This is a genomic window from Bacillus sp. FSL W8-0102, assembly GCF_038007225.1.
Taxonomy (GTDB): domain Bacteria; phylum Bacillota; class Bacilli; order Bacillales; family DSM-4216; genus Bacillus_O; species Bacillus_O smithii.
Genome location: NZ_JBBOWT010000001.1, coordinates 2,178,800 through 2,199,221 on the forward strand (window position 1 = coordinate 2,178,800; position 20,422 = coordinate 2,199,221).

20 protein-coding genes are annotated in these 20,422 nt (G+C 41.8%); 2 read left to right on the plus strand and 18 right to left on the minus strand.

Going from position 1 to position 20,422, the window contains the following annotated elements:
- Nucleotides 1-228: 228 nt before the first annotated feature.
- Nucleotides 229-1,272, minus strand: a complete 1,044-nt coding sequence (locus N1I87_RS10435) for an IS30 family transposase (protein ID WP_341101289.1) — start codon at nucleotides 1,270-1,272, stop codon at nucleotides 229-231.
- A 210-nt stretch (nucleotides 1,273-1,482) separates the two neighbouring features.
- Between N1I87_RS10435 and N1I87_RS10440 the strand changes: the two genes are divergently transcribed.
- Nucleotides 1,483-2,967: an aldehyde dehydrogenase family protein gene (locus N1I87_RS10440; protein WP_048623214.1), complete on the plus strand. Its 1,485-nt coding sequence runs from the start codon at nucleotides 1,483-1,485 to the stop codon at nucleotides 2,965-2,967.
- A gap of 419 nt (nucleotides 2,968-3,386) precedes the next feature.
- Here the strand turns inward: N1I87_RS10440 and N1I87_RS10445 are convergent, their stop codons facing one another.
- The 11 genes from N1I87_RS10445 to N1I87_RS10495 all read right to left on the minus strand — a co-directional run bounded on the left by N1I87_RS10445 (nucleotide 3,387) and on the right by N1I87_RS10495 (nucleotide 13,142).
- Nucleotides 3,387-5,066: a long-chain fatty acid--CoA ligase gene (locus tag N1I87_RS10445; protein ID WP_341101611.1), complete on the minus strand. Its 1,680-nt coding sequence runs from the start codon at nucleotides 5,064-5,066 to the stop codon at nucleotides 3,387-3,389.
- Between the two features lie 206 nt (nucleotides 5,067-5,272).
- Nucleotides 5,273-6,049 (minus strand): enoyl-CoA hydratase/isomerase family protein, encoded by a 777-nt coding sequence (locus tag N1I87_RS10450; protein ID WP_341101613.1) that lies wholly within the window; start codon nucleotides 6,047-6,049, stop codon nucleotides 5,273-5,275.
- Between the two features lie 211 nt (nucleotides 6,050-6,260).
- A complete protein-coding gene (locus tag N1I87_RS10455; RefSeq protein WP_328201353.1) occupies nucleotides 6,261-7,013 on the minus strand; it encodes a 2-phosphosulfolactate phosphatase in 753 nt (250 codons plus the stop codon).
- The gene (locus tag N1I87_RS10460; protein ID WP_341101615.1) at nucleotides 7,010-8,080 is read right to left on the minus strand and encodes a phosphotransferase family protein; all 1,071 of its coding nucleotides are present in this window, start codon (nucleotides 8,078-8,080) and stop codon (nucleotides 7,010-7,012) included. The genes N1I87_RS10455 and N1I87_RS10460 overlap by 4 nt, the downstream gene beginning before the upstream one ends.
- 6 nt (nucleotides 8,081-8,086) lie before the next feature.
- Nucleotides 8,087-8,491 carry an acyl-CoA thioesterase gene (locus N1I87_RS10465; protein ID WP_341101617.1) on the minus strand — a complete coding sequence of 135 codons (405 nt, stop codon included), beginning with the start codon at nucleotides 8,489-8,491 and terminating at the stop codon, nucleotides 8,087-8,089.
- A gap of 205 nt (nucleotides 8,492-8,696) precedes the next feature.
- Complete coding sequence (locus N1I87_RS10470) at nucleotides 8,697-9,266, minus strand: TetR/AcrR family transcriptional regulator (protein ID WP_341101618.1); 570 nt, start codon at nucleotides 9,264-9,266, stop codon at nucleotides 8,697-8,699.
- Between the two features lie 328 nt (nucleotides 9,267-9,594).
- On the minus strand, nucleotides 9,595-10,374 hold the full coding sequence (locus N1I87_RS10475; RefSeq protein WP_003354650.1) for an SDR family oxidoreductase: 780 nt from the start codon (nucleotides 10,372-10,374) through the stop codon (nucleotides 9,595-9,597).
- Nucleotides 10,362-11,597 carry an acyl-CoA dehydrogenase family protein gene (locus N1I87_RS10480; RefSeq protein ID WP_003354649.1) on the minus strand — a complete coding sequence of 412 codons (1,236 nt, stop codon included), beginning with the start codon at nucleotides 11,595-11,597 and terminating at the stop codon, nucleotides 10,362-10,364. Before N1I87_RS10480 ends, N1I87_RS10475 begins: the two co-directional genes overlap by 13 nt.
- Before the next feature lie 243 nt (nucleotides 11,598-11,840).
- Nucleotides 11,841-11,978: a YuzL family protein gene (locus N1I87_RS10485; protein ID WP_147542796.1), complete on the minus strand. Its 138-nt coding sequence runs from the start codon at nucleotides 11,976-11,978 to the stop codon at nucleotides 11,841-11,843.
- 110 nt (nucleotides 11,979-12,088) lie between these two features.
- The gene (locus N1I87_RS10490; RefSeq protein ID WP_048623203.1) at nucleotides 12,089-12,775 is read right to left on the minus strand and encodes an LrgB family protein; all 687 of its coding nucleotides are present in this window, start codon (nucleotides 12,773-12,775) and stop codon (nucleotides 12,089-12,091) included.
- The gene (locus N1I87_RS10495) at nucleotides 12,750-13,142 is read right to left on the minus strand and encodes a CidA/LrgA family protein (RefSeq protein ID WP_327797837.1); all 393 of its coding nucleotides are present in this window, start codon (nucleotides 13,140-13,142) and stop codon (nucleotides 12,750-12,752) included. Before N1I87_RS10495 ends, N1I87_RS10490 begins: the two co-directional genes overlap by 26 nt.
- 172 nt (nucleotides 13,143-13,314) lie before the next feature.
- Here N1I87_RS10495 and N1I87_RS10500 point away from each other — a divergent pair, with 172 nt between their 5' ends.
- The gene (locus N1I87_RS10500; protein ID WP_341101622.1) at nucleotides 13,315-13,557 is read left to right on the plus strand and encodes a YkuS family protein; all 243 of its coding nucleotides are present in this window, start codon (nucleotides 13,315-13,317) and stop codon (nucleotides 13,555-13,557) included.
- Nucleotides 13,558-13,849: 292 nt separating this feature from the next.
- Here N1I87_RS10500 and mobB read toward each other — a convergent pair whose 3' ends face one another.
- The 6 genes from mobB to N1I87_RS10530 form a co-directional block, all read right to left on the minus strand.
- A complete protein-coding gene (mobB, locus tag N1I87_RS10505; protein WP_327797840.1) occupies nucleotides 13,850-14,350 on the minus strand; it encodes a molybdopterin-guanine dinucleotide biosynthesis protein B in 501 nt (166 codons plus the stop codon).
- The gene (locus tag N1I87_RS10510) at nucleotides 14,320-15,612 is read right to left on the minus strand and encodes a molybdopterin molybdotransferase MoeA (protein WP_341101623.1); all 1,293 of its coding nucleotides are present in this window, start codon (nucleotides 15,610-15,612) and stop codon (nucleotides 14,320-14,322) included. Before N1I87_RS10510 ends, mobB begins: the two co-directional genes overlap by 31 nt.
- Nucleotides 15,613-16,046: 434 nt before the next feature.
- Nucleotides 16,047-17,060 (minus strand): GTP 3',8-cyclase MoaA, encoded by a 1,014-nt coding sequence (gene moaA, locus N1I87_RS10515; protein WP_341101624.1) that lies wholly within the window; start codon nucleotides 17,058-17,060, stop codon nucleotides 16,047-16,049.
- Between the two features lie 324 nt (nucleotides 17,061-17,384).
- Nucleotides 17,385-18,977, minus strand: a complete 1,593-nt coding sequence (locus N1I87_RS10520) for a long-chain-fatty-acid--CoA ligase (protein ID WP_341101625.1) — start codon at nucleotides 18,975-18,977, stop codon at nucleotides 17,385-17,387.
- A gap of 241 nt (nucleotides 18,978-19,218) precedes the next feature.
- A complete protein-coding gene (locus N1I87_RS10525; protein WP_003354639.1) occupies nucleotides 19,219-19,389 on the minus strand; it encodes a hypothetical protein in 171 nt (56 codons plus the stop codon).
- 15 nt (nucleotides 19,390-19,404) lie between these two features.
- Entirely contained in the window at nucleotides 19,405-20,247 is an 843-nt protein-coding gene (locus N1I87_RS10530) for an SPFH domain-containing protein (RefSeq protein WP_341101626.1), read from the minus strand.
- Nucleotides 20,248-20,422 lie beyond the last annotated feature (175 nt).

The following is a 20,422-nucleotide window of genomic DNA, read 5'->3' on the forward strand; positions in this document are numbered from 1 at the left end:
AAATAAATCTTAAATTGCAATATTAAATGCAACAAGTATTGAAAGACCAGATAACCCATGATTAAGTAGAATCGGGACACTCTGCGCGACTTGACGTGGAGTGGTGGGCATGGTAGCCTGGTTGGCCCAGCCAGTACCGTATACCTGGCTTCATGGCTGGTAGCCATGCCCGCAGAGGCTCTTTGTCAAGTTGCTAAAAACCAACCCTTTGGGTTAGCTGGCTTAAGGTTAAGAAGCTAAGCCAGCTAACTCTATTTGGAAACACTCCTCAGGTGTACGATAATTGAGGATCTTCCTTGGAAGATGGTTACACCAATTTTCAACATAAGTAATGGTTTCTTCTGCCACAGAGGAAATGGGTCTCCCCTTTGGTATGAAGCGCCTAATAAGGCCATTATGACGCTCGTTGGTTCCTCGTTCACAGGATGTGTAAGGGTGTGTAAAATAAACCTCTGTTAGATCTTTTTCAACACTAAGGCCGAGGTCAGCAAATTCAGAACCGTTATCAGCCGTAATGGTTTTAAACACTTTAGAGAACCGATTACCATAAGACACTTTCAACTGAGATATGACTTCTGAAACGGATAGACTATCCTTGGCTGTCACTCTCAAAATTATTTCTTTACGGGTTTTGCGCTCAGTAAGAGTCAATAAGGCCTGATCTTTAGTCTTCTTGCCTATAACCGTATCAATTTCCCAGTGACCAAACTCTTGGCGTTCATTGACTTCAATTGGTCGCTCATCGATACTGCGTCCTAAGATCTTCTTATTCTTCCGGTTACGTTTTTTCTTGGTGTTCAGGGTAATTTTCATAGGTAGGTCAATGTTTTTAACGCCTATAAGTCCTAGATCAATATAGTTATAAAGGGTCTTGGTGCAAACCATTTTGTCTTTGAATTTCCCATCACGTTTGGCTCTCCCACATACCGCATCAGGAGACCATTTCTTATCAAGGATCTGAGTTTCGGCATACTTAATAAACTCGATGGCATCGTCTAGTTTTAGCTTGCGGCCACAGGCTTTCCTGTTTCTCTCATAGAGAAGTTGACCTGTGTCTGGAAAATAGACATGAACAATTTTCCCGTTGCTTTTTCTTTGTGGCACTGTACCTCTTCTTAACTCACGGGAGATGGTGCTTTTGTGACAACCAACATAATCTGCAATCTCCTGTTGAGTCTTACCAGCAGCGTGTAAGGCCGCAATTTTCCCACGGTCATAAGCCGTTAAGTGTTTGAAATGCCGAGCTCCTATGGTAGAATTAGTAATTGCCATAGATAAATCCTCCGTATCGATATTGTTTTAGTCGACTTAATCATACGTGGTTTATCTATGGTTTTTCATTTTTTATGCTTGTTGCATTTGATTATACAACTAGCCTCGAAAAATAAATTAAATATTTTTAATATTTATAATTGAAAGTCATTTATTTTCATGTTAGATTGATAGTGGTAACTCCCAAACTTAAATGTAAGGAGGAATTCGATGAGCTCAGTTGCAACTCCATTAAAGGAAAAAGTTGAACAATTTTTGTCTGGTGTCAAAAAATTGTACATTAACGGAGAATTTGTAAAAAGCGCCTCTGAGAAAACCTTTGATACTCCCAACCCTGCGACGGGTGAAGTGTTGGCTACAGTTTATGAAGCGCAAGAAGAAGATATTGACCGTGCTGTAAAAGCAGCAAGAGAAGCATTTGACAATGGTCCGTGGTCTAAACTAACCCCCGCGGAAAGAAGCCGATTAATGTACAAACTCGCAGATTTAATGGAAGAAAATAAAGAAGAACTGGCTCAATTAGAAACCCTCGATAATGGTAAGCCGATCAGGGAAACTTTGAATGCCGATGTTCCGTTGGCCATTGAACATTTGCGCTATTATGCCGGTTGGACAACGAAGATTGTTGGCCAAACCATCCCTGTGAACGGTCCGTTCTTTAACTACACCCGCCATGAACCGGTTGGAGTAGTCGGCCAAATTATCCCTTGGAACTTCCCGCTTTTAATGGCGTTGTGGAAATTAGGAGCTGCACTTGCTACCGGCTGTACCGTCGTATTAAAACCAGCAGAACAAACGCCTTTATCCGCTTTGTATTTAGCTGAGCTGATCGATGAAGCCGGTTTTCCTAAAGGAGTAGTGAACGTCGTACCAGGATTTGGTGAAACAGCCGGGCAACCGCTTGTAGACCATCCTCTTGTCGATAAAATTGCCTTTACAGGTTCAACAGAAGTTGGAAAATTAATTATGAAGCGAGCATCCAATTCGATCAAACGGATCACGCTTGAATTGGGTGGGAAATCACCGAACATCATCCTTCCGGACGCAGATTTTTCAAAAGCCATCCCGGGAGCTTTAAACGGGGTTATGTTCAATCAAGGTCAAGTATGCTGTGCCGGCTCACGCGTCTTTGTACCGAAAAAGCAATATGATAATATCGTTTCCGATATGGCGGATTATGCGAAAAACATTAAGCAAGGTTTCGGACTTCATTCTGATACAGAAATGGGTCCGCTTGTATCCGATGAGCAGCAAAATCGCGTTCTTGGATATATTGAAAAAGGATTGGAAGAAGGCGCTGAATTAGTCACCGGAGGAAAGAAACCGTTTGAGGAAGGTTATTTCGTCACTCCTACCATTTTCGCTAATGTGGAAGACGATATGACGATTGCAAAAGAAGAAATTTTTGGTCCGGTCATTTCTGCCCTTCCATATGAAGATTTAGACGACTTAATCAATCGTGCAAATGATTCCATTTATGGATTGGCAGCTGGAGTTTGGACACAAGATGTGAAAAAAGCACATTACATCGCCAATAATCTCCGCGCCGGAACCGTTTGGGTCAACTGTTACAACATATTTGACGCCGCAAGTCCTTTCGGTGGATACAAACAGTCCGGTATCGGCCGGGAAATGGGCTCCTACGCTTTGCAAAACTATACGGAAGTAAAAAGCGTGTGGATCTCTCTGAACTAATAGCGGTAAAATAGTAAGGGCTTACAAGAGCTGGATCCTCTATTGATTTTCCTCTAAATTCAGCGAATCGCTTGAATTTAGAGAAGCTGGGAGGAATCTGGCTCTTTTGCCTTTTGCCTTGCCTTATTTTTCTTTGCTGTGATAAATTCGATTTTTACTTTTTTGAAGATGGTTCATTCTGAAAGTTTCACCTTCCCCCGATTTATGAATTCTTCTTCTTCCTTCAAAAACGGCCAAATGCTTATGAGAATTCCGTGTTTCACTTTTTTACTTTGAACAAAATCAAACCTCAACAGTAAAAGTACAATCGAAATGAATCCTTCACAAACGTGATCGGTTTTCGGTCCCAAAAATATCCGATTACAGAAAAAGACCGTGCAAATGTTGAAACGCACGGTCTTTTTGACCTTTTTCAGGAATTATTTATTCATTTCAAATTTTTTCTTCTCTTCTTCCGCGAGTTTTCTCCACAAAAGCTTTCCACTAGACGTAGTGGGCAAGGAATAGCGGAATTCAATAAATCTTGGATATTTATAAGCTGCCATGTGTTCTTTAGACCAACGAATCAATTCTTCTTCCGTAATTTTTCCTTTGTAGTCTTCATTCAAAACGATGAAAGCCTTTACATTTTCACCTCTTTTTGGATCTGGAATTCCGACCACACAAGCTTGCTGCACGGCTGGATGTTTGTAAAGATAACTTTCGACTTCAGTCGGCCAAACTTTAAATCCCGAAGCATTGATCATTCTTTTTAAACGGTCCACAATGAAATAATATCCTTCTTCATCGCGAACCCCAATATCGCCAGTCCGGAAGAATTTTTTACCATCTATTTCAAGGAAAGCCTTTTCGTTATCCTCTTTGCGGTTATAATATCCGACAAATACTTGAGGACCGTGTACCACAATTTCCCCTTCTTGACCGTCGTCCAATTCTTCTAAAGTTTGTGGGTTTATGATTCTAGCATCAACATCGAACGATGGAACCCCTAAACATTGCAATTTCGGGCGATCCGGCGGATTGAAATGTGTATGAGAAATCGTTTCGGATAATCCATATCCTTCTACATAGCGAAGGCCCGTTAATTTGTACAGCTTCTCCCCAACGGCCGCCGGCAGCGAAGCTCCTCCCCCCGCAATTAATTCCAGCGAGGCGACATCTTCTTTTTTCAGCAGCGGATTGGCAAGAAAATCAATAAGCATGGTGCTGATGACCACCCAATGAGAAATCTGTTTCTTTTTTATGATTTTTCTGGCATATTCGCGGTCCCAGCGCGTTAATACGATCATTTCCGCGCCTGCAAAAATAGGCATATGCATGCTGTGAATCATTCCGGTCACATGGAACAGCGGCAATGTTGTGAAACAAACTGAATTGGGCGTTAAAATATCCCAATATGCTCCACCTATCGTGTTTGCCTGGACACTGCTATGTTTATGCAAGCATCCTTTTGGCAAACCCGTTGTACCGGATGTGTACGGCATGACGGCAAGATCGTCCGCATCTCCCAGCGTACACTCCGGTTTTTCTCCAGCTTCTAACACATCTTTCCATAAATAATGATTTTGTTTTGAGAACAGACGGCGACTTTCTGCCACTACCGGAGGAATTGGATCATCCACTTCTTCGGGCAAATAATCATGATAACAAGCGATCACTAACTGTTCTAGAGGAGTTTGTTCCAAGAGCGGGGCAACATAATCATAAATTTCTTGTGAAACGATGCCGGTTTTGATCTGGGCGTCTTGAATATAAAATCTAAGTTCTTCGGTTGTATTCATCGGATTGATCGGAACGACAATCGCATTAATCCTGGATATAGCGTAATAAGAAATGATAAATTGAGGCGAGTTTTGCATATACAGCATGACACGGTCCCCTTTTTGGACGTGCAGCCTTTTTTCCAAAAAACCCGCGATTCTCTCTGCTTCTTCCAAAATTTGTTGATAAGAATACGTGGCGCCATAATAATAAATGGCATTTTTTTGAGGAAATCGTTTGGCGGAAACAACTAAATTATCGAAAATATTGGTTTTTGGAACCGTTAGCGTTTTGGGGACTCTTGTTGGCCAGAATGAAAAATGGGCAGTATTTTTCATTTTTCTCCTCACCTCATGAATTCATAATATTTTCCTTTTATCAAAACAGCCGGGAGTCTAAAAGGGAGATTTCTATTATTCCAGTTTTAGTGTGTCAACTTGTCATATAGTTTTTTCCATAGGCATCTTAACGTTTCTCGTAAGCGGAACAGTCTTTTATCATGAGCCGTAGCCGATATTGGCATCGCATATTTCTGGACAATCAATTATTTTCCCTGAAAAACCGGCGCTCTTTTTTCATTAAAGGCGGTAACACCTTCTTTATGGTCCTCTGTTTCCGCCATCAGCATCTGTGTGAGCCTTTCTCTTTCAAGCACTTGTTCTAAAGTCAGTTGATAAGATTCATTGATCAACTTTTTCATTTTTCCATACGCTTTAAGAGGTCCTTGCGATAAGCGGGCGGCAAAAATGATGACTTCATCCTGCAGCTCTTCGATAGGCACCACGCGGTTGATGATTCCTAACGCAAGCGCTTCTTTTGCTGTGATAGGCTCTGCTAAGAAGAACAATTCTTTCACTTTATGAGGACCTAAAATTTTAGGTAAAAAATGGAGGCCTCCGCCATCGGAAATAAGCCCTACTTGAGCAAAACTTAAGATAAATTTACTTTCATCTGATGCAAGAATAAAATCGCAAGCTAGAGCCAAATTAAATCCCGCTCCTGCCGCATATCCATGAACGGCTGCCACAATCGGTTTTTCCACTTCTTGCATCGTCAAGATACATTGATTGAGATGACCTACATGCTCATACAAGGATGTGATGTCAGTTCGGCTGGCCATGCTTTTCACATCACCCCCCGCAGAGAAAGCTCTGCCTGAACCTCTTATGACGATTGCCTTCACTGAATCATCCTCACCCGCTTGTTGCAGTTGTTCTCTCAAACCAATGAGCATATCCTCGCTAAAAGCGTTTAAACTTTCCGGACGATTTAACGTCAAAATCAAAATTTTTCCTTGTTTCTCCACTAATACATCACTCATTCTTTTCCATCTCCTTTTCCCATTTTTTTGATCAACTTACCGAATCTACTAATAAATTAGTGGCGACGTTGATCCGTGTATTTGAACAACTGTTCCGCTGGAATCACAGAACAAAAGTAAACGCTTTCTAAATGGATTGTTGGACGCTTCTCCTTTTTGTAATGAGTATATACCCACTCATATTGTATATCTGATTGGATTCAGACTTCCCTTAAAAATGGGGTTGACCATCCTGCTCATTTTCCACATGGATTAACTTTCCGTCTTTCCAGCGCGGAACGACAGTGAAGGCACTTTTTTGGGAAATAAAGTCCAATTCATCATCATACGAATAGCGCGAAAGTATTTTTCCGATTCTTGTTAAGCGCAAAAGTTCATAAGGATGATCCTTTTGGGATCGATAAAACAATTGCGCCGTTTTCGCAGCATCCGTCAACTGAAAAGAATGAAGTGAAAGCAAGCAGTCGACCATGTAGCCGGCCCCATAAAAATCTTCCATACTGAAGCTGCCGCGCGACCCTCCGCAAATAAGGAGGATGGTTTCATTTTGATAATGTTTCACAATGTCGGCTGCGACAGCTTCTGTATTTAATAGGCTGGCTGCGTATAATTTTTTGGCTGACTCCGCTTTCTTCAGTGCCACTGTACCATTTGTCGTCGATAAAATGAGCGTTTTTTCTTTAATCCTTTTTCCCAGCTCTTTTGGATAAGGATCCAGAAACCCTTCCATTGATTTCCCGTTATATTCTCCGGCAAGCACAGCAGACGATGACGGAAATGCAGAGGATACTTCGACTGCTTCTTCCCTGTCGTATACAGGAATCACGGCTTCGGCCCCTTGTTCCAGCGCAGCCGTAATAGTGGATGTGGCCAGTATAATATCAAATACAACGGCGATTTTCCCTGCCAATCTTTCCATCACTAAATCTTCTTTTTTCAATACTACGTGGATCTTCCTTGTCATAGCTTACCTCTTTCACTTTGAAAAGCCGTCAGCCAGGAATATCGAACTAATGATTTGGCAAATTCTCCGTAGCGGGCAAAGCGATGATCATTTGTCTGGCCGTTTTTGTAACGATAATAAATCTGCTGGCAAATACCAGCTAATTTAAAATATCCGAACGATAAATAAAACGGAAAATGTTCCACGTCCCTTCCGCTTTTCCTGCTGTAGCTTTTCACAAATTCCTTTCTTGTGTAAAATCCAGCCAACGTTGTGACAGAGGGCTTCCCAAATCCTGCTTTCAACTCGGGCGGATCATCTGGTTCCTGCCAATAGCTCATAGCCGCTCCCAAATCAGCCAATGGATCTCCTATTGTTGCCATTTCCCAGTCAAGCAACCCTGTCATCTTCGACAAATCTTCAGAAAATAGAGCATTGTTCAGCTTGTAATCATAATGGATAATGGCCGGTTCAGGTGAAGTTGGAATATGGTGGACAAGCCATGTTTTCAACCGTTCCAACTCGGGAAGATCTTCCGTTTTCACTCGTTCAAAACGAGCGATCCAGCCATGCACTTGCCGTTGTAAAAATCCTTCCGGCTTCGTCATTTTCTCTAGTATCGTTCCTTTATAAGGAACAGAGTGAAGATTCACAAGCATATCGACCATCATCTCAGAAATGCGCTTCCCTAATGCCGGCGTTGGTTCAATCTCTTCCGGAAAATCGGTATCGATCAAAATCCCTTCTTTTTTTTCCATCAAAATAAATGGCTTTCCCACAATAGAATCATCTTCGCAAAATAGAAATGGCCGCGGCGCCAAAGGGAAATGTTCCGCTAATACTGACAGAAATTGATGCTCCCGTTTCATATCATGAGCTTTCGGAGCAACAGGCCCCATAGGCGCACGCCTTAATACCGCCTCCCAATTTCCTATGTTTAATGCATATGTGAGGTTCGAGGCTCCCGTACCGAATTGCCGGATCTCTAACGGCGAATCCGGTAAATCCTTAAAATTCTTGCGTAAATACGCTTCCAATTTTTCTTTATTTATTTCCTCTCCTTTTCGGACAGGTATGATATGGGACAATCGGTATCACTTCCTTTTCAGAAATTCCGTTTCTTCCAAGTGTTGATGTAAATAATTTCTCAGTTCTGTCGGCAAAGGTTCGCTTTCTTGGGCATCAAAGTTAAAATAGACGATCACGGCTTCGGCACAAGCGACAGTTTTGCCGGTATGTTTGTCTATAATTTCGTGACCCAATGTAAAACTTTTCGTTCCGATTTTTTTGATCGATGTCGTGACAACAAGCCTTTGATTATAATAGGCTTGAGCAACAAAATCACAGTGTGTGGAAGCCAATATAAAACAATGATCCATATTCGTTTCTTCCAAAAAATCGAGACGCGCTTCCTCTAAATAAGCAAAATAACTAGTATTATTCACATGCCCAAAAGCATCCGTTTCACAAAAACGGACACGGATTTCAGTTGAATGCAATGGATTTCCTCCTTTATCGATGAGATAAAATGCTTCCCTTTTTCTATGATCGTTTGAACATCTTCTTTGATGGCTTTTGGCTTAACGGTCTCAAAACCGTCGAATGCAGCCGACATTGACGCCGGATGCTTTTTTTATCCTGACTCTCACTGCTATTTTCTTCACAGGTCCCGATAGTTCTAACGCTTGACACATTACCCACCTTTCAGTTATTTTGCTGGATGCCGTGAATAAGCATTTCATAAAAAATTTCGGCCACACGCTTGTCGCTCACTTTTCCTGTTGGCTTAAACCAAAAATAGCTCCAATTGGCAACGCCTAAAATGCCGAATGAAACAATATCAGGCGGCAAGTCTGTGCGGAATTCTCCGTTTTTTATTCCCTCTTCAATCAATAATTGAACATTTTCTCGAAATTGATCTCTTTTCGGCAGAACGATATCAAGATATTGATCGCTTAAATGATTAATTTCCCTTATGAATACTTTTGCTCGCTGTCCTTCTTTTTCGATATCTTGAATTAATTTATAAATGATCGCAAATAATTTTTCTTGACACGTTTTGCTTGGATCCGAGATGATTTTTTTCTGATTCTCTAAAAGACGTTCGATATATTGCAAATGGATATCCTTTAGCAATTCTTCTTTGCTTTTGAAATAATAATAAAAGGTTCCTTTCGTTACATGCAGTTCATCCATGATGTCCTGTATAGAGGTTTCTTTAAAGCCTTTTTCAGCAAATAGCTCGATGCTCTTGTCCATGATTGTTTCTTTCATTGTACAATCCTCACCGTTATCAGTTTTTTGTGATTATACTATAAGAACGAGAGCATCAATACAAGTCTTCATGTTTTTTCATTGACTCTTCTCGGATGGCTCTTCTCAAAATTTTCCCTATATTGGTTTTGGGCCATTCATTTCCACATTCAATAATTTTGGATATTTTTTAAAGATTTCGATGCTATTTGCCGTATTCGATCCATTCTTTTTCGCTTGCTGCCCCTTATTTAATACGATGGTTTTAAACGTTTCCCCCTGCAGACATCGGGGACGCATCCTTCATAAGAACATCCCTTTGTGATACAGTCAATCCGGAAATGTTCAGTTAAAGAGCGTGCGACCCACCATCCACAAAGAGGACATCCCCGGTTATATAATCCGAAGCTTTTGAGGCCAAAAAAACGGCCGCTCCCTTTAAATCATCGTCACTACCGAATCTTCTTAACGGCGTATGTGACAGCCAATAATCTTTCCCTTTCTCAATAACGACATTCGACATTTTCGTCGGGAAGAACCCCGGCGCAATCGCATTCACATGAATATGATACGGCCCCCATTTCACCGCCAAATCTTTTGTAAAAGTAATGATGGCACCTTTGCTGGTATTGTAGCCGATGGCATCCAAATAATCGGGATCCGTTCCGCCAAGCCCGGCAATCGAAGCCATATTTATAATCTTTCCCGACTGCTGCTCTATCATTTTTTTCCCAACCGCTTGCGACATTAAAAACGTGCCGGTAACATTCACATCGATTACTTTTTTCCAAGCATCAATCGGCATTTCCGCCGCTGGCGCCCCCCATGAAACTCCGCTGTTATTCACTAAAATATCAATGCGTCCCAACTTGCGAATCGTTTGATCCACTACCGTCTGAACATCCTCCGGTTTTGTGACATCGCATTCCAGAGCTAACGTTTTTATCCCGTACACGGACTGTAAACGTTCAGCTGTTTCTTGACAATTCTCTACTTTACGCGAACAAAGGACAACGTTCACTCCTGATTCAGCGTACGCTTCTGCGATCTGCTCTCCTAATCCTCGCCCTCCTCCAGTGATAATCGCCGTTTTTCCGGTTAAGTCAAACAGTTCCTTTACTGTTGCCATTGAAATCTCTCCCTTTCCGGTGAATGCTCACGCAATTCCAGCTTCGCAATTTGCTGTTTATGAACTTCATCCGGACCATCAGCTAGTCTTAGTGTTCTTATATTGGCCCAATGAGCGGCAAGAGTCGTATCATTGCTGACGCCTTTCGCACCGAATGCTTGTATGGCGCGGTCTATTACTTTTAAGGCCATATTCGGAGCAATCACTTTAATCATCGCAATCTCTTTTTTGGCCGCTTTATTGCCGACCGTATCCATCATATAGGCCGCTTTTAAAGTCAACAGCCTTGCCTGTTCAATTTCGATCCGCGATTGAGCAATCCAATCTTGGATCACTCCTTTCTTCGATAAAGATTCGCCAAAAGCCTCCCTTTCTTGTACGCGCTTACACATTTCGTCCAGCGCTCTTTCTGCAGCGCCAATAATTCTCATGCAATGATGAATTCGTCCAGGTCCCAACCTACCTTGGGCGATGGCGAATCCTTTGCCTTCTTCCCAAATGATATTTTCCGCCGGTACCCTCACGTCGTGAAAAAGAATTTCCGCATGCCCATGTGGAGCGTGATCATATCCAAAAACGGGGAGCATGCGTTTAATCTCCACACCCTTTGTATCAAGAGGAACGATAATCATGGATTGCTGTTCGTGTTTTGGAGCATCGGGGTTCGATTTGCCCATGACGATGGCAAATTTGCAACGCGGATCCCCTGCTCCGGAAGACCACCATTTCAAACCGTTTATCACATATTCGTCTCCATCCCGCACGATGCTGGCCGAAATATTGGTGGCGTCGCTGCTCGCAACATCCGGTTCCGTCATCGAAAAACAAGAACGAATGTCGCCATTCAGAAGAGGTTTCAGCCACTTTTCTTTTTGCTGCTCGCTTCCATAACGGACGAGAACTTCCATATTCCCGGTATCAGGTGCATTGCAGTTAAATATTTCCGGAGCGATCATGCTTCTTCCCATAATTTCGCAGAGCGGGGCATATTCCAAATTGGTCAATCCGGCGCCATATTCGCTGTCAGGCAAAAACAAATTCCATAATCCTTCTTTCTTTGCCTTCTGCTTCAGCTCTTCTAAAATGGGTGGAATGGACCAGCGAGTTTCTTGATCGTTCAACTGTTCCTCGAATGTTTTTTCATTCGGATAAATGTATTCTTCCATAAAGGCTGTCAACCGCTTTTGAAGATTGATCACTTTTTCGGAAAACGAAAAATCCATAAAAGTTTGGCCCCCTTTTTTAACTAACCGGTCGGTATGTGCCGTTAATTGTATGTTATATCAATTAGAGTATTCCTGACAATAATATTTTATAAAATTCTGAAAATTTTATTCGACATAAAAAATAGGAAAATCCTATTTTGGTCCATCCGTTATTCACAAACTTTTAAGTTCAATAAAAAAATCAGTTTCCTCCGGGCCAAGTCAGGATGACCAATGGAAACCGGAGGAAACCAACAAAAATCAATACTTTTTCTGTTTTTTCTCTGCTGATGAGCGGCTCACACCGCCGGCTGTTTCTCGTTCCGTTGTTCCTTGCCCTTCCGTTTGAGAAGAGCCTAAACCAATAGTGGAAGGATCTTTTTTTACTCGTTTGCTCAATTTCCATCACCTCTGTCTTACTTTACCTTGACAGCCGCTTTTTATGTATCATACCAGCTGCTTTTTTTAGGATGGAAATCCACGTCCGTGACTTAAATCTTGTTTGTCCGTCAGAACAAGAGCGGAAACAACCACGGAAGAACGGCTGATGTCAAAATGGACGCAAACCCCATGGCAGCCCCGGATACTCCTCCCGGCAACGACCCTTCTGACAGTATTTGCGCTGTGCCGATACCGTGAGAAACCGTACCAATGGATAGTCCTCTGGAAAACGGATCTGATATCCTCGTCACATTCAATAGCCACGGTCCAAACATCGCTCCGAAGATGCCGGCGACCATGACAAAAATCGCCGATAGCGCAGGATCTCCCCCTATAATCTTCGCTTCTTCTATGGCAACCGGCGTTGTAACCGATTTCGTCGCTACTGAGGCTGCAATGGTTCCCGAAAAATCAAATAGTTTGGCAAGCAAAACAGCAGAAATGATGGTTGAAAAGGTACCCAAGACGAGTCCGGCAAGTGCAGGCATCCATTTTTTTAACAGCAAATCTTTATTATGATAAAGCGGAACAGCAAGCGCCACTGTCGCTGGTCCAAGCAGATAAGTCATAATATCCTTTGCCGGCCCATAGTCTTTGTAATCCATTCTACATACCGTAAGCACGATGATGATGAGTACTGTACTCAAAAAAACAGGTGTGGTCAAGGGGGATGGGTATTTCCGGGCCAAAATGCGAGAAATCCAATAAGCCGCTATCGTCACGACAATACTAAACACTGTAATGGCGATCTTCATCCATATTCCCTTCTTTCTCTTTTCCCAGCCATTGACTTGTATACCCCGTAATCAACAGACCGATAATGGAGCTGCCAAGTAAAATAATGATCAATGCAAATCCATTTTTGACAAAAAAATTCCCATAGCTCATGAAACCGACTGAAATGGGAATGAAGAAAAACGCTAAATGCTTATTTAGAAAAGAAGCTCCCCTCTCCACCCAATGAATTTTCACAATTCCAGTTAGAAGCAGTATAAATAAAATCACCATTCCCAGCACGTTTCCCGGAATGGGGATATGAAAAAACTCGACGATACTATAGCTAATCTCATTGATAAGCCATAAAAAAGCGATTTGCAACAAAAAAATAAATCCCTGCTTCATCACTCACACCTCCATTTTACCGAAAATTCAAATAACAATTAATTTTATTGTAACTCATTCGTCCAATGAATGGAGAAAAAAATCCATCTTTCATCGTTTTCGAAAAAAACAGACGCCATATTGTGTATAAATCCTTTCATCCTAGAAAACGATAGGAAGGGAGGTGTTAGGAATGGCAAAAATCGGGGTAGAAGAATCACTGCACAATGTAACCGAAGCCTTGAAGGAGAGAGGACATCAAGTAGTGGAATTGAAAAATGAGTCCGACGCCCGCGAATGCGATTGCTGCGTAATCACTGGGCTGGATTCGAATGTGATGGGCATTCAAAATGTGGTAACAAAAGGTTCAGTCATCAACGCCAATGGCTTAAGCGCCGATGAAGTTTGCCGTGAAGTCGAAAACCGACTTCAATAGAGACACTCAGCGGGAAAACCCGCTGAGTGTTTTTTCCGGCTTTCATATGCTCTCTCAAGTGAAGTGCTACTGTTGAAAACTTTCCCATCCAGTCTCAATTGCTTACTAGAACGTCAGAAAAGACAAAAGTCCTTATCTGTTGTTTGAAGTTTGACACCGACAAAAAAGCAGACAATGGAAAAGACTTGGCTTTTCGTCATTTACCATTTAGCAAGACGGTTCATCTCAGAGAAATCTTATTATGAGCTGCTTGTATTTTTCATGCTGAAATGATTTTTTCGTGTTTTTCCGCCTATAACAAGAAATAGTTCCATAGCCATTCTGCCATTGATTTTTTATCCTCAACGTGAAAAGCAGGAATTTGTTTAAATTGATGCGGGAAAGGCGTGATGACGGCTTGTACATTTTCCAATTTCAATAAATTCTTGTCCTCTTCTCGGTGAATCATAACCGCTTTAGGAAACGAAGCTTTTTTATAGCCTTCTATCAAAATGAAATCAAGAGGAAGCGATTGATACAGTTTCAATATGTCTTCTAAGCCATAGTAACCGTTGATCGTGACAACGGCTGTGTTTCCGCCTTCTACCGTAACAGCATAAGCGCCCTTTTTCCGGTACCTTTCTGTATCTTTTCCTTTATCTCCGATGACAGGTCGTCCACCATGTCCATGATGTTTCACTACGCCCACCGTTTTTCCGTGAAAAGAAGCATATTCAAGCAAATATTCGATCCAAGTTGTTTTCCCGCTATTTTGATACCCTACTATTTGGAAGATCTTTTGCTCTCTTCCCACCACGACTCACTCCCCGTGTTATCTTCGAGAAAGAGAACATCTACAAGATCTCCGCTTCCAAATCCTCTTGTTCCTCCCGGAAGAACCATTAAACAGTCTGACCACGCCAGGGACGTTACGACGTTTGATTTATCCAATCCCACCGGTTTTACATGCAGCTTTCCGTCCTCGCCATAAAAGACTCTGCTGCGCACAAACCTGGAAAAAGGATTGGCTTTCGGGAATTCTGATTGTAAAAAAGCTTTTCCTTGGCGCAAGTATGGTTTAGAAGAATGAAGCCAGTAACGTATAAGGGGGCGAACATACAATTCAAATCCAACATAACAAGCAGAAGGATTTCCGGACAATCCAAACAGCAATTTGCCATTCAAAACGGCGGCCGTTGTCACACTACCAGGACGCATAGCGATTTTATTAAAAAGCACTTCAGCCTTCATTTGGCGATAAATTTCCGGCAAATAGTCAAAATCTCCTACAGAAACTCCGCCCGTCGTAATGACTATATCGCATTCTTTGTACGCAGTTTTAACAGCATTTAATACCGAATCGACATCATCGGCGCATTGCCCGTATGTTTTGACTTTTCCCCCTGCTCTTTCAATTAGCGAAGCGATCATGTATAGATTGGAATTGCGGATTTTTCCCGGCACCAATTCTTCATCTACATTTAATAGCTCAGATCCCGTAGCAAGTACACCGACAACGGGAGGTTTCACAACGGGAACTTTGGCATAACCGAAAGTTGCAAGCAACGCTTTTACACCAGGGTTGATTTGAATTCCTTCTTCTATCAAAGGCTGACCTTTCTTGGCATCTTCTCCTTTAAAGGAAATATTATCATGTTTTTGGAACGGCCGTTTGATCGCAATAAATGTTTTGCCATCCCGTTTTTCCTCATGAACCAATTCAAGCATGACGACACAGTCCGCCCCTTCCGGAATAGCCGCTCCTGTCATAATGCGGATTGCCTCCATTTTCCCAACTCGAAAAGGACTTACTTGCCCGGCGCCAATTTCATCGATGACTTCAAGAAAAACCGGGCTGTCGCTAGTCGCATCTGCAGTATCTTCGCTGCGGACGGCAAACCCATCATAAGGAGAGCGGTCAAAAGGCGGTACATCGTGATCCGCTACTAACGGTTTTCCTAAAAAGCGGCGATCGCACGCATCAATATCCACATATTCTATTTCTCCAAGCTGCTTCCACTCCATGACTCTCCGAACGGCTTCACCAACTTTGATCGGGCTTCTCCGTTCCACCATGATCCTCATCCTTTCTCTTTACCACCATCATTCTTCGACGTCGGCAACTTTGAGCCAGTTCCAGTCAACGTTCTTGATCCGGTTGGACCCATACTCGTTCCATTCATCCATATATAGAGCGATCGAGTGATTTTTTCGTTCCGATCCATTTTATAAAAGGGAAATTAACAAAATTTCGAATGATGTTCTTCTCTTTTATCCTTCATTCTTTGTAGATTATACCACATTTTCCCTGGCGTCGTTTTGAAGTTCAGCAAATACCAATGAGAGAAATGGATTCTCCATCTCTTCCGTCCGGTCACTTTTGCTCCTTTTTTCCATATGTCAGGCTTGATCAACTTTCAGCCCTTGTATGGAAGATTTCCTTCAATTTTTTCTGATTATATCTTGTTCGTTTTGACAATACGCGCATTTGTTTTTTTCTTATTGGACGGTTATCCACCGATATAGGACATTTCAATTTTTTTACGGGGATGATGAGTATTAGCCAAACGTTCATCTGAATAACGATCTGCTCGGTGGTTCCAAATGTCTGCTACTTTTTGTGCAATTTCTTCATCCTTCGCCCCGCTTCGCAGAAGAGCTCTCAAGTCGTACCCTTCACTTGCAAACAGGCAAGTATACAGTTTTCCTTCGGCCGAAATTCTGGCTCTTGTGCAGCTTGAGCAAAAAGATTCTGTAACAGAGGTGATAAAACCGACTTCCGTTTGTTCACCTTGATAACGATACCGTTTAGCCACTTCGCCAAAATACGCCGGTTCCACTGGCTCTAATTGAAAACGGCTCTTTAATTTTTCGTATATTTCTTTTTTGGTTACCACTTGATCTAATTTCCATCCATTTGAATTTCCGACATCCATAAATTCAATAAAACGGAGAGAAAGTCCTTTTTTCCGACAAAATTCTGCCATCGGCAAAATCTCGTCTTCATTCATACTTCTTTGGACAACCATGTTTATTTTCACCTTAAGGCCATGGGCAAGAGCAGCGTCAATCCCCTTTATGACTGCCTTGGAACGGACTCCTCGACCGTTCATTTTCATAAAAATTTCATCATTCAGAGCGTCAAGGCTGACATTCACCCGTTTTAAACCAGCTTCTTTCAATTCTTTTGCGTATTTAGGCAAATACACTCCATTTGTTGTAAGACCAATATCTTGAATGCCGGGAATTTTCAACAATCGCTGAATGAGAGAGGGGAGTTCTTTTCTCATGAGCGGTTCCCCGCCTGTAACTCGGATTTTTCTGACCCCCAATTTGCTAAAGATGATTGCCAATCTTTCTATTTCCTCAAACGAAAGGACTTCCTCTTTCGGCAAAAAAGCAAAATCCGGGCCAAATATTTCGGCGGGCATACAATATTGACAGCGGAAATTACAGCGGTCAGTCACACTTATACGCAAATCTCGCAAAGGTCGACTCAACGTATCAAGAATTGGAATTTTCATTGTTTTCATCTCCCAAAAAGGAATGTTCCTTTTTAAGCTCATTTCTTTTTTTGTGAAACGTGTCTCATTTCCATAACGATAGAAAAAGGGAGCAGAGTACGCTCCCTTTTTTCTATTGTAAAGGAAAATTCATTGTACGTACACCGTTTTTTTCCTGATGCCATTTTCGACTCTCCTTATAGAATAATGTACAGATCAAAAAAGAAAATCAGACCTGATTTAGGAGAAAAAGGTGCGGCTAATATTCGTAAACAACGTTATGAAGGGTATGAGAGGAACCAAATGTATGAAAAAGACGGCAAAAAAAACTTGCCGCCCATTTCATTAATTGACCAATCGTCCCGTTATTCCTTTTGATTCCCAATAATTTTTTCTTAATAACACCTTTTGAATCTTTCCCGATGCCGTTTTCGGCAGTTCCTCCACAAACGTTACTCCTGTAATCGCTTTAAAATGAGCTAACTTTGAACGGGAAAATTCGATTAATTCTTGTTCTGTTACGGTTTCGTTCGGTTTCTTGACTACAAAAGCATGCGGAGTTTCTCCCCACTTTTCATGCGGCACGGCGATGACAGCGGCTTCTAATACAGCCGGATGCTCGTAGAGAACGCCCTCGACTTCAATAGAGGAAATATTTTCTCCGCCGCTAATGATAATATCTTTTTTTCTGTCCACAATGTCAATATACCCGTACTCATCAATCGTCCCCATATCGCCGGTATGAAGCCAACCGTTTCGGATCGTCTCCATTGTCGCTTCTTCATTTTTCCAATAACCTTTCATCACGGCGTTGCTTCGAATAACCAGTTCTCCTATTTCCTTTCCGTTTCGTGCTACTTCCTCCCCATGTTCATTAACAACCTTAACACGACAACCAATCATCGGATAACCGGCTTTGGCTCTCACACGCCATTGCTCTTCCAAAGGTAAATGGCTCAAATGGGAACGAACGGTGGAAACCAAATGCAGCGGTGTACTTTCCGTCATTCCGTAAACTTGGATAAACTCCCAACCCAATTCATTCTCTACTCTTTTCACAAAGGAAGGCGGAGGAGCTGATCCGGCAATGACGACACGCACATCTTGTTCAATGATCGGATGATGCTTTTCATTATATTGAAGCAAGGAATTTAATACTGTTGGGGCCATTTCCATGATGGTGACACGATGCTTTTGCACTAAATCAAATATGGTTTTTGCATCCACTTTTCGCAAAGCTACTTGAGTCGCACCATTTGCCGTGAAATAAAAAGGGGATCCCCAGCCGTTGACGTGGAACATAGGCAGTACATGAAGTAACGTGTCTCGATCCGAAACGCGCAAATGATGCATCGACCAAAGTGCATGAAGATAATTATTGCGATGCGTCAACATAACCCCTTTTGGGTTCCCGGTCGTCCCGCTCGTATACAATAAACTACATACATCTTCTTCATGGATTTCGGGTCGTTCTATTTCGTTAGTTGGAAACATGCTCAACCAACGGTCATAATCGAATTCTTCATTGTCGCTGTCTTTATAATGAACAATAATATGTTCAACGGTCGCTAAACGGTCTTTCACCGGTTGGATCAAATGGTAAAGACCTTGGTCGACAAACAGTACTTTCGATTCACTGTGATTTAGCATAAACAAATAATCTTCCGGTTTCAGACGAATATTCAAAGGAACCATAATGGCTCCGATCTGAAAAATTCCGTAAAAACCTTCAAGCATTTCCAACGTGTTGGGCGCTAAATATGCCACGCGGTCTCCCTTGCGGATGCCCAGTGAATACAGCCCATGAGACAACTGATTCACTCTTTCTTTTAATTGTCGATAAGTGATATAGCGATCATCGTTAATCATTCCAATTTTGTCTGCATATAATTCGGCAGCGCGATCTAAAAAATCTGTCAGTACTAACGGAACGTGCATAACTCATCTCCTCCAATGTTCAGAAAATTATAATATATTAGAATATTAACATATTTTAATAGGAATAAACAATGATTTCACTGCTGCCTTTTTTCCTAGTCTAAAAGAATGATAGAAAATTCAGCCAATCCCTTTCATCGATCCGTCCCTTGTATGCGTCTATAAAAAAGAGGATATACGTTCTTGAACGAACATCATATCCTCTTATCATTAATGAATCAAAAGCAAGTGTATGAAAAAATTATTCATCCTCTTTTTTTCTCTTTGGCAATCTCTTTTCACGCCGAGCAGCCTCTCTTAATAAAAATTCAATATGGGCATTCACACTACGGAATTCTTCTTGCGCCCACCGTTCAATGATTGCATACAATTCAGGATCTATTCTCAACGGAAAATGTTTCTTGTTGGCCATGTTGATCCACAACCATTAGTACAAGCTGCCAGTATTAATGACCGGCTGAGCGCCACGGTCCGATATGATCGCAATCATTAAATTATTGACCATGTTCACTTTTCTTTCCTCATCCAGTTCAATCGTTCCATCGTTCGAAAGCTGTTTGACGGCCATTTGAGCCATACTGACAGCACCTTCTACAATCATTTTTCTGGCCGATAGAACGGCGGCGGCCTGTTGACGCTGAAGCATGGCGCTCGCAATTTCTGTCGAATAAGCCAAATGGGTCAGCCTCGCTTCGATTACTTGAACTCCCGCAACGTTTAACCGTTCTTGCAATTCATCGGCCAATTCTTTGGAAACAATATCCGCATTGCCTCTTAATGTAATATGGTGGTCATCCAACGTATCATAAGGATACTTTGTTGCGACGTGGCGGATAGCAGCCTCGCTTTGGATTTCCACGAATTCTTCATAATCATCTACATCAAAAGTTGCTTTCGCTGAATCAATGACTTTAAAGACGATGACGGAAGCAATTTCAATCGGATTTCCTTCCACATCATTTACTTTCAGTTTTTTGCTGTTAAAATTTCGCACGCGAAGAGACACTTTTTTCTTATTCGTAAATGGAACAGTTAAAGCTATACCGCTTTTTCGAATGGTTCCTACATAACGCCCGAAAAAAACGACAACATTGGCTTGGTTAGGCTGTACAATAGTCAGACCGCTCCCGATCAGTATGGCAATGATCACCAACAAAATAGAACGAAAAAAATGATCTCGAGACATGGCTAAAAAAGCCACAGCCAACAGAGCGATAATTAACAAAATTCCGATAAATCCGTTCATGTGCCATGCATTTTTCTCTTTCAATTTTCGCTTCCCCTTCCTATTGGAATTTATATCAAAATGATATCATAATTTGAAATATATGTAAATCATAACAAATTTTCCGTAGAATGATTGAAATGAAAAAAGTCCTTATTTTATCAACGCCTTAAACTTTTTATCACGATAGGATGTCCACACCGCACCCGTTCATGATTGT

Bases quoted from the DNA above. Each gene is read 5' to 3' on its own strand.
- N1I87_RS10510 (WP_341101623.1), bottom strand. From the start codon at position 15,612: ATGGTGGAACGGAGAAGCCCGATCAAAGTTGGTGAAGCCGTTCGGAGA.
- moaA (WP_341101624.1), bottom strand. From the start codon at position 17,060: ATGAAAATTCCAATTCTTGATACGTTGAGTCGACCTTTGCGAGATTTG.
- N1I87_RS10435 (WP_341101289.1), bottom strand. From the start codon at position 1,272: ATGGCAATTACTAATTCTACCATAGGAGCTCGGCATTTCAAACACTTA.
- N1I87_RS10445 (WP_341101611.1), bottom strand. From the start codon at position 5,066: ATGAAAAATACTGCCCATTTTTCATTCTGGCCAACAAGAGTCCCCAAA.
- N1I87_RS10500 (WP_341101622.1), top strand. From the start codon at position 13,315: ATGGCAAAAATCGGGGTAGAAGAATCACTGCACAATGTAACCGAAGCC.
- N1I87_RS10455 (WP_328201353.1), bottom strand. From the start codon at position 7,013: ATGACAAGGAAGATCCACGTAGTATTGAAAAAAGAAGATTTAGTGATG.
- N1I87_RS10440 (WP_048623214.1), top strand. From the start codon at position 1,483: ATGAGCTCAGTTGCAACTCCATTAAAGGAAAAAGTTGAACAATTTTTG.
- N1I87_RS10470 (WP_341101618.1), bottom strand. From the start codon at position 9,266: ATGAAAGAAACAATCATGGACAAGAGCATCGAGCTATTTGCTGAAAAA.
- N1I87_RS10475 (WP_003354650.1), bottom strand. From the start codon at position 10,374: ATGGCAACAGTAAAGGAACTGTTTGACTTAACCGGAAAAACGGCGATT.
- N1I87_RS10480 (WP_003354649.1), bottom strand. From the start codon at position 11,597: ATGGATTTTTCGTTTTCCGAAAAAGTGATCAATCTTCAAAAGCGGTTG.
- N1I87_RS10495 (WP_327797837.1), bottom strand. From the start codon at position 13,142: ATGAAGCAGGGATTTATTTTTTTGTTGCAAATCGCTTTTTTATGGCTT.
- N1I87_RS10525 (WP_003354639.1), bottom strand. From the start codon at position 19,389: ATGGCCAACAAGAAACATTTTCCGTTGAGAATAGATCCTGAATTGTAT.
- N1I87_RS10520 (WP_341101625.1), bottom strand. From the start codon at position 18,977: ATGCACGTTCCGTTAGTACTGACAGATTTTTTAGATCGCGCTGCCGAA.
- N1I87_RS10490 (WP_048623203.1), bottom strand. From the start codon at position 12,775: ATGAAGATCGCCATTACAGTGTTTAGTATTGTCGTGACGATAGCGGCT.
- N1I87_RS10450 (WP_341101613.1), bottom strand. From the start codon at position 6,049: ATGAGTGATGTATTAGTGGAGAAACAAGGAAAAATTTTGATTTTGACG.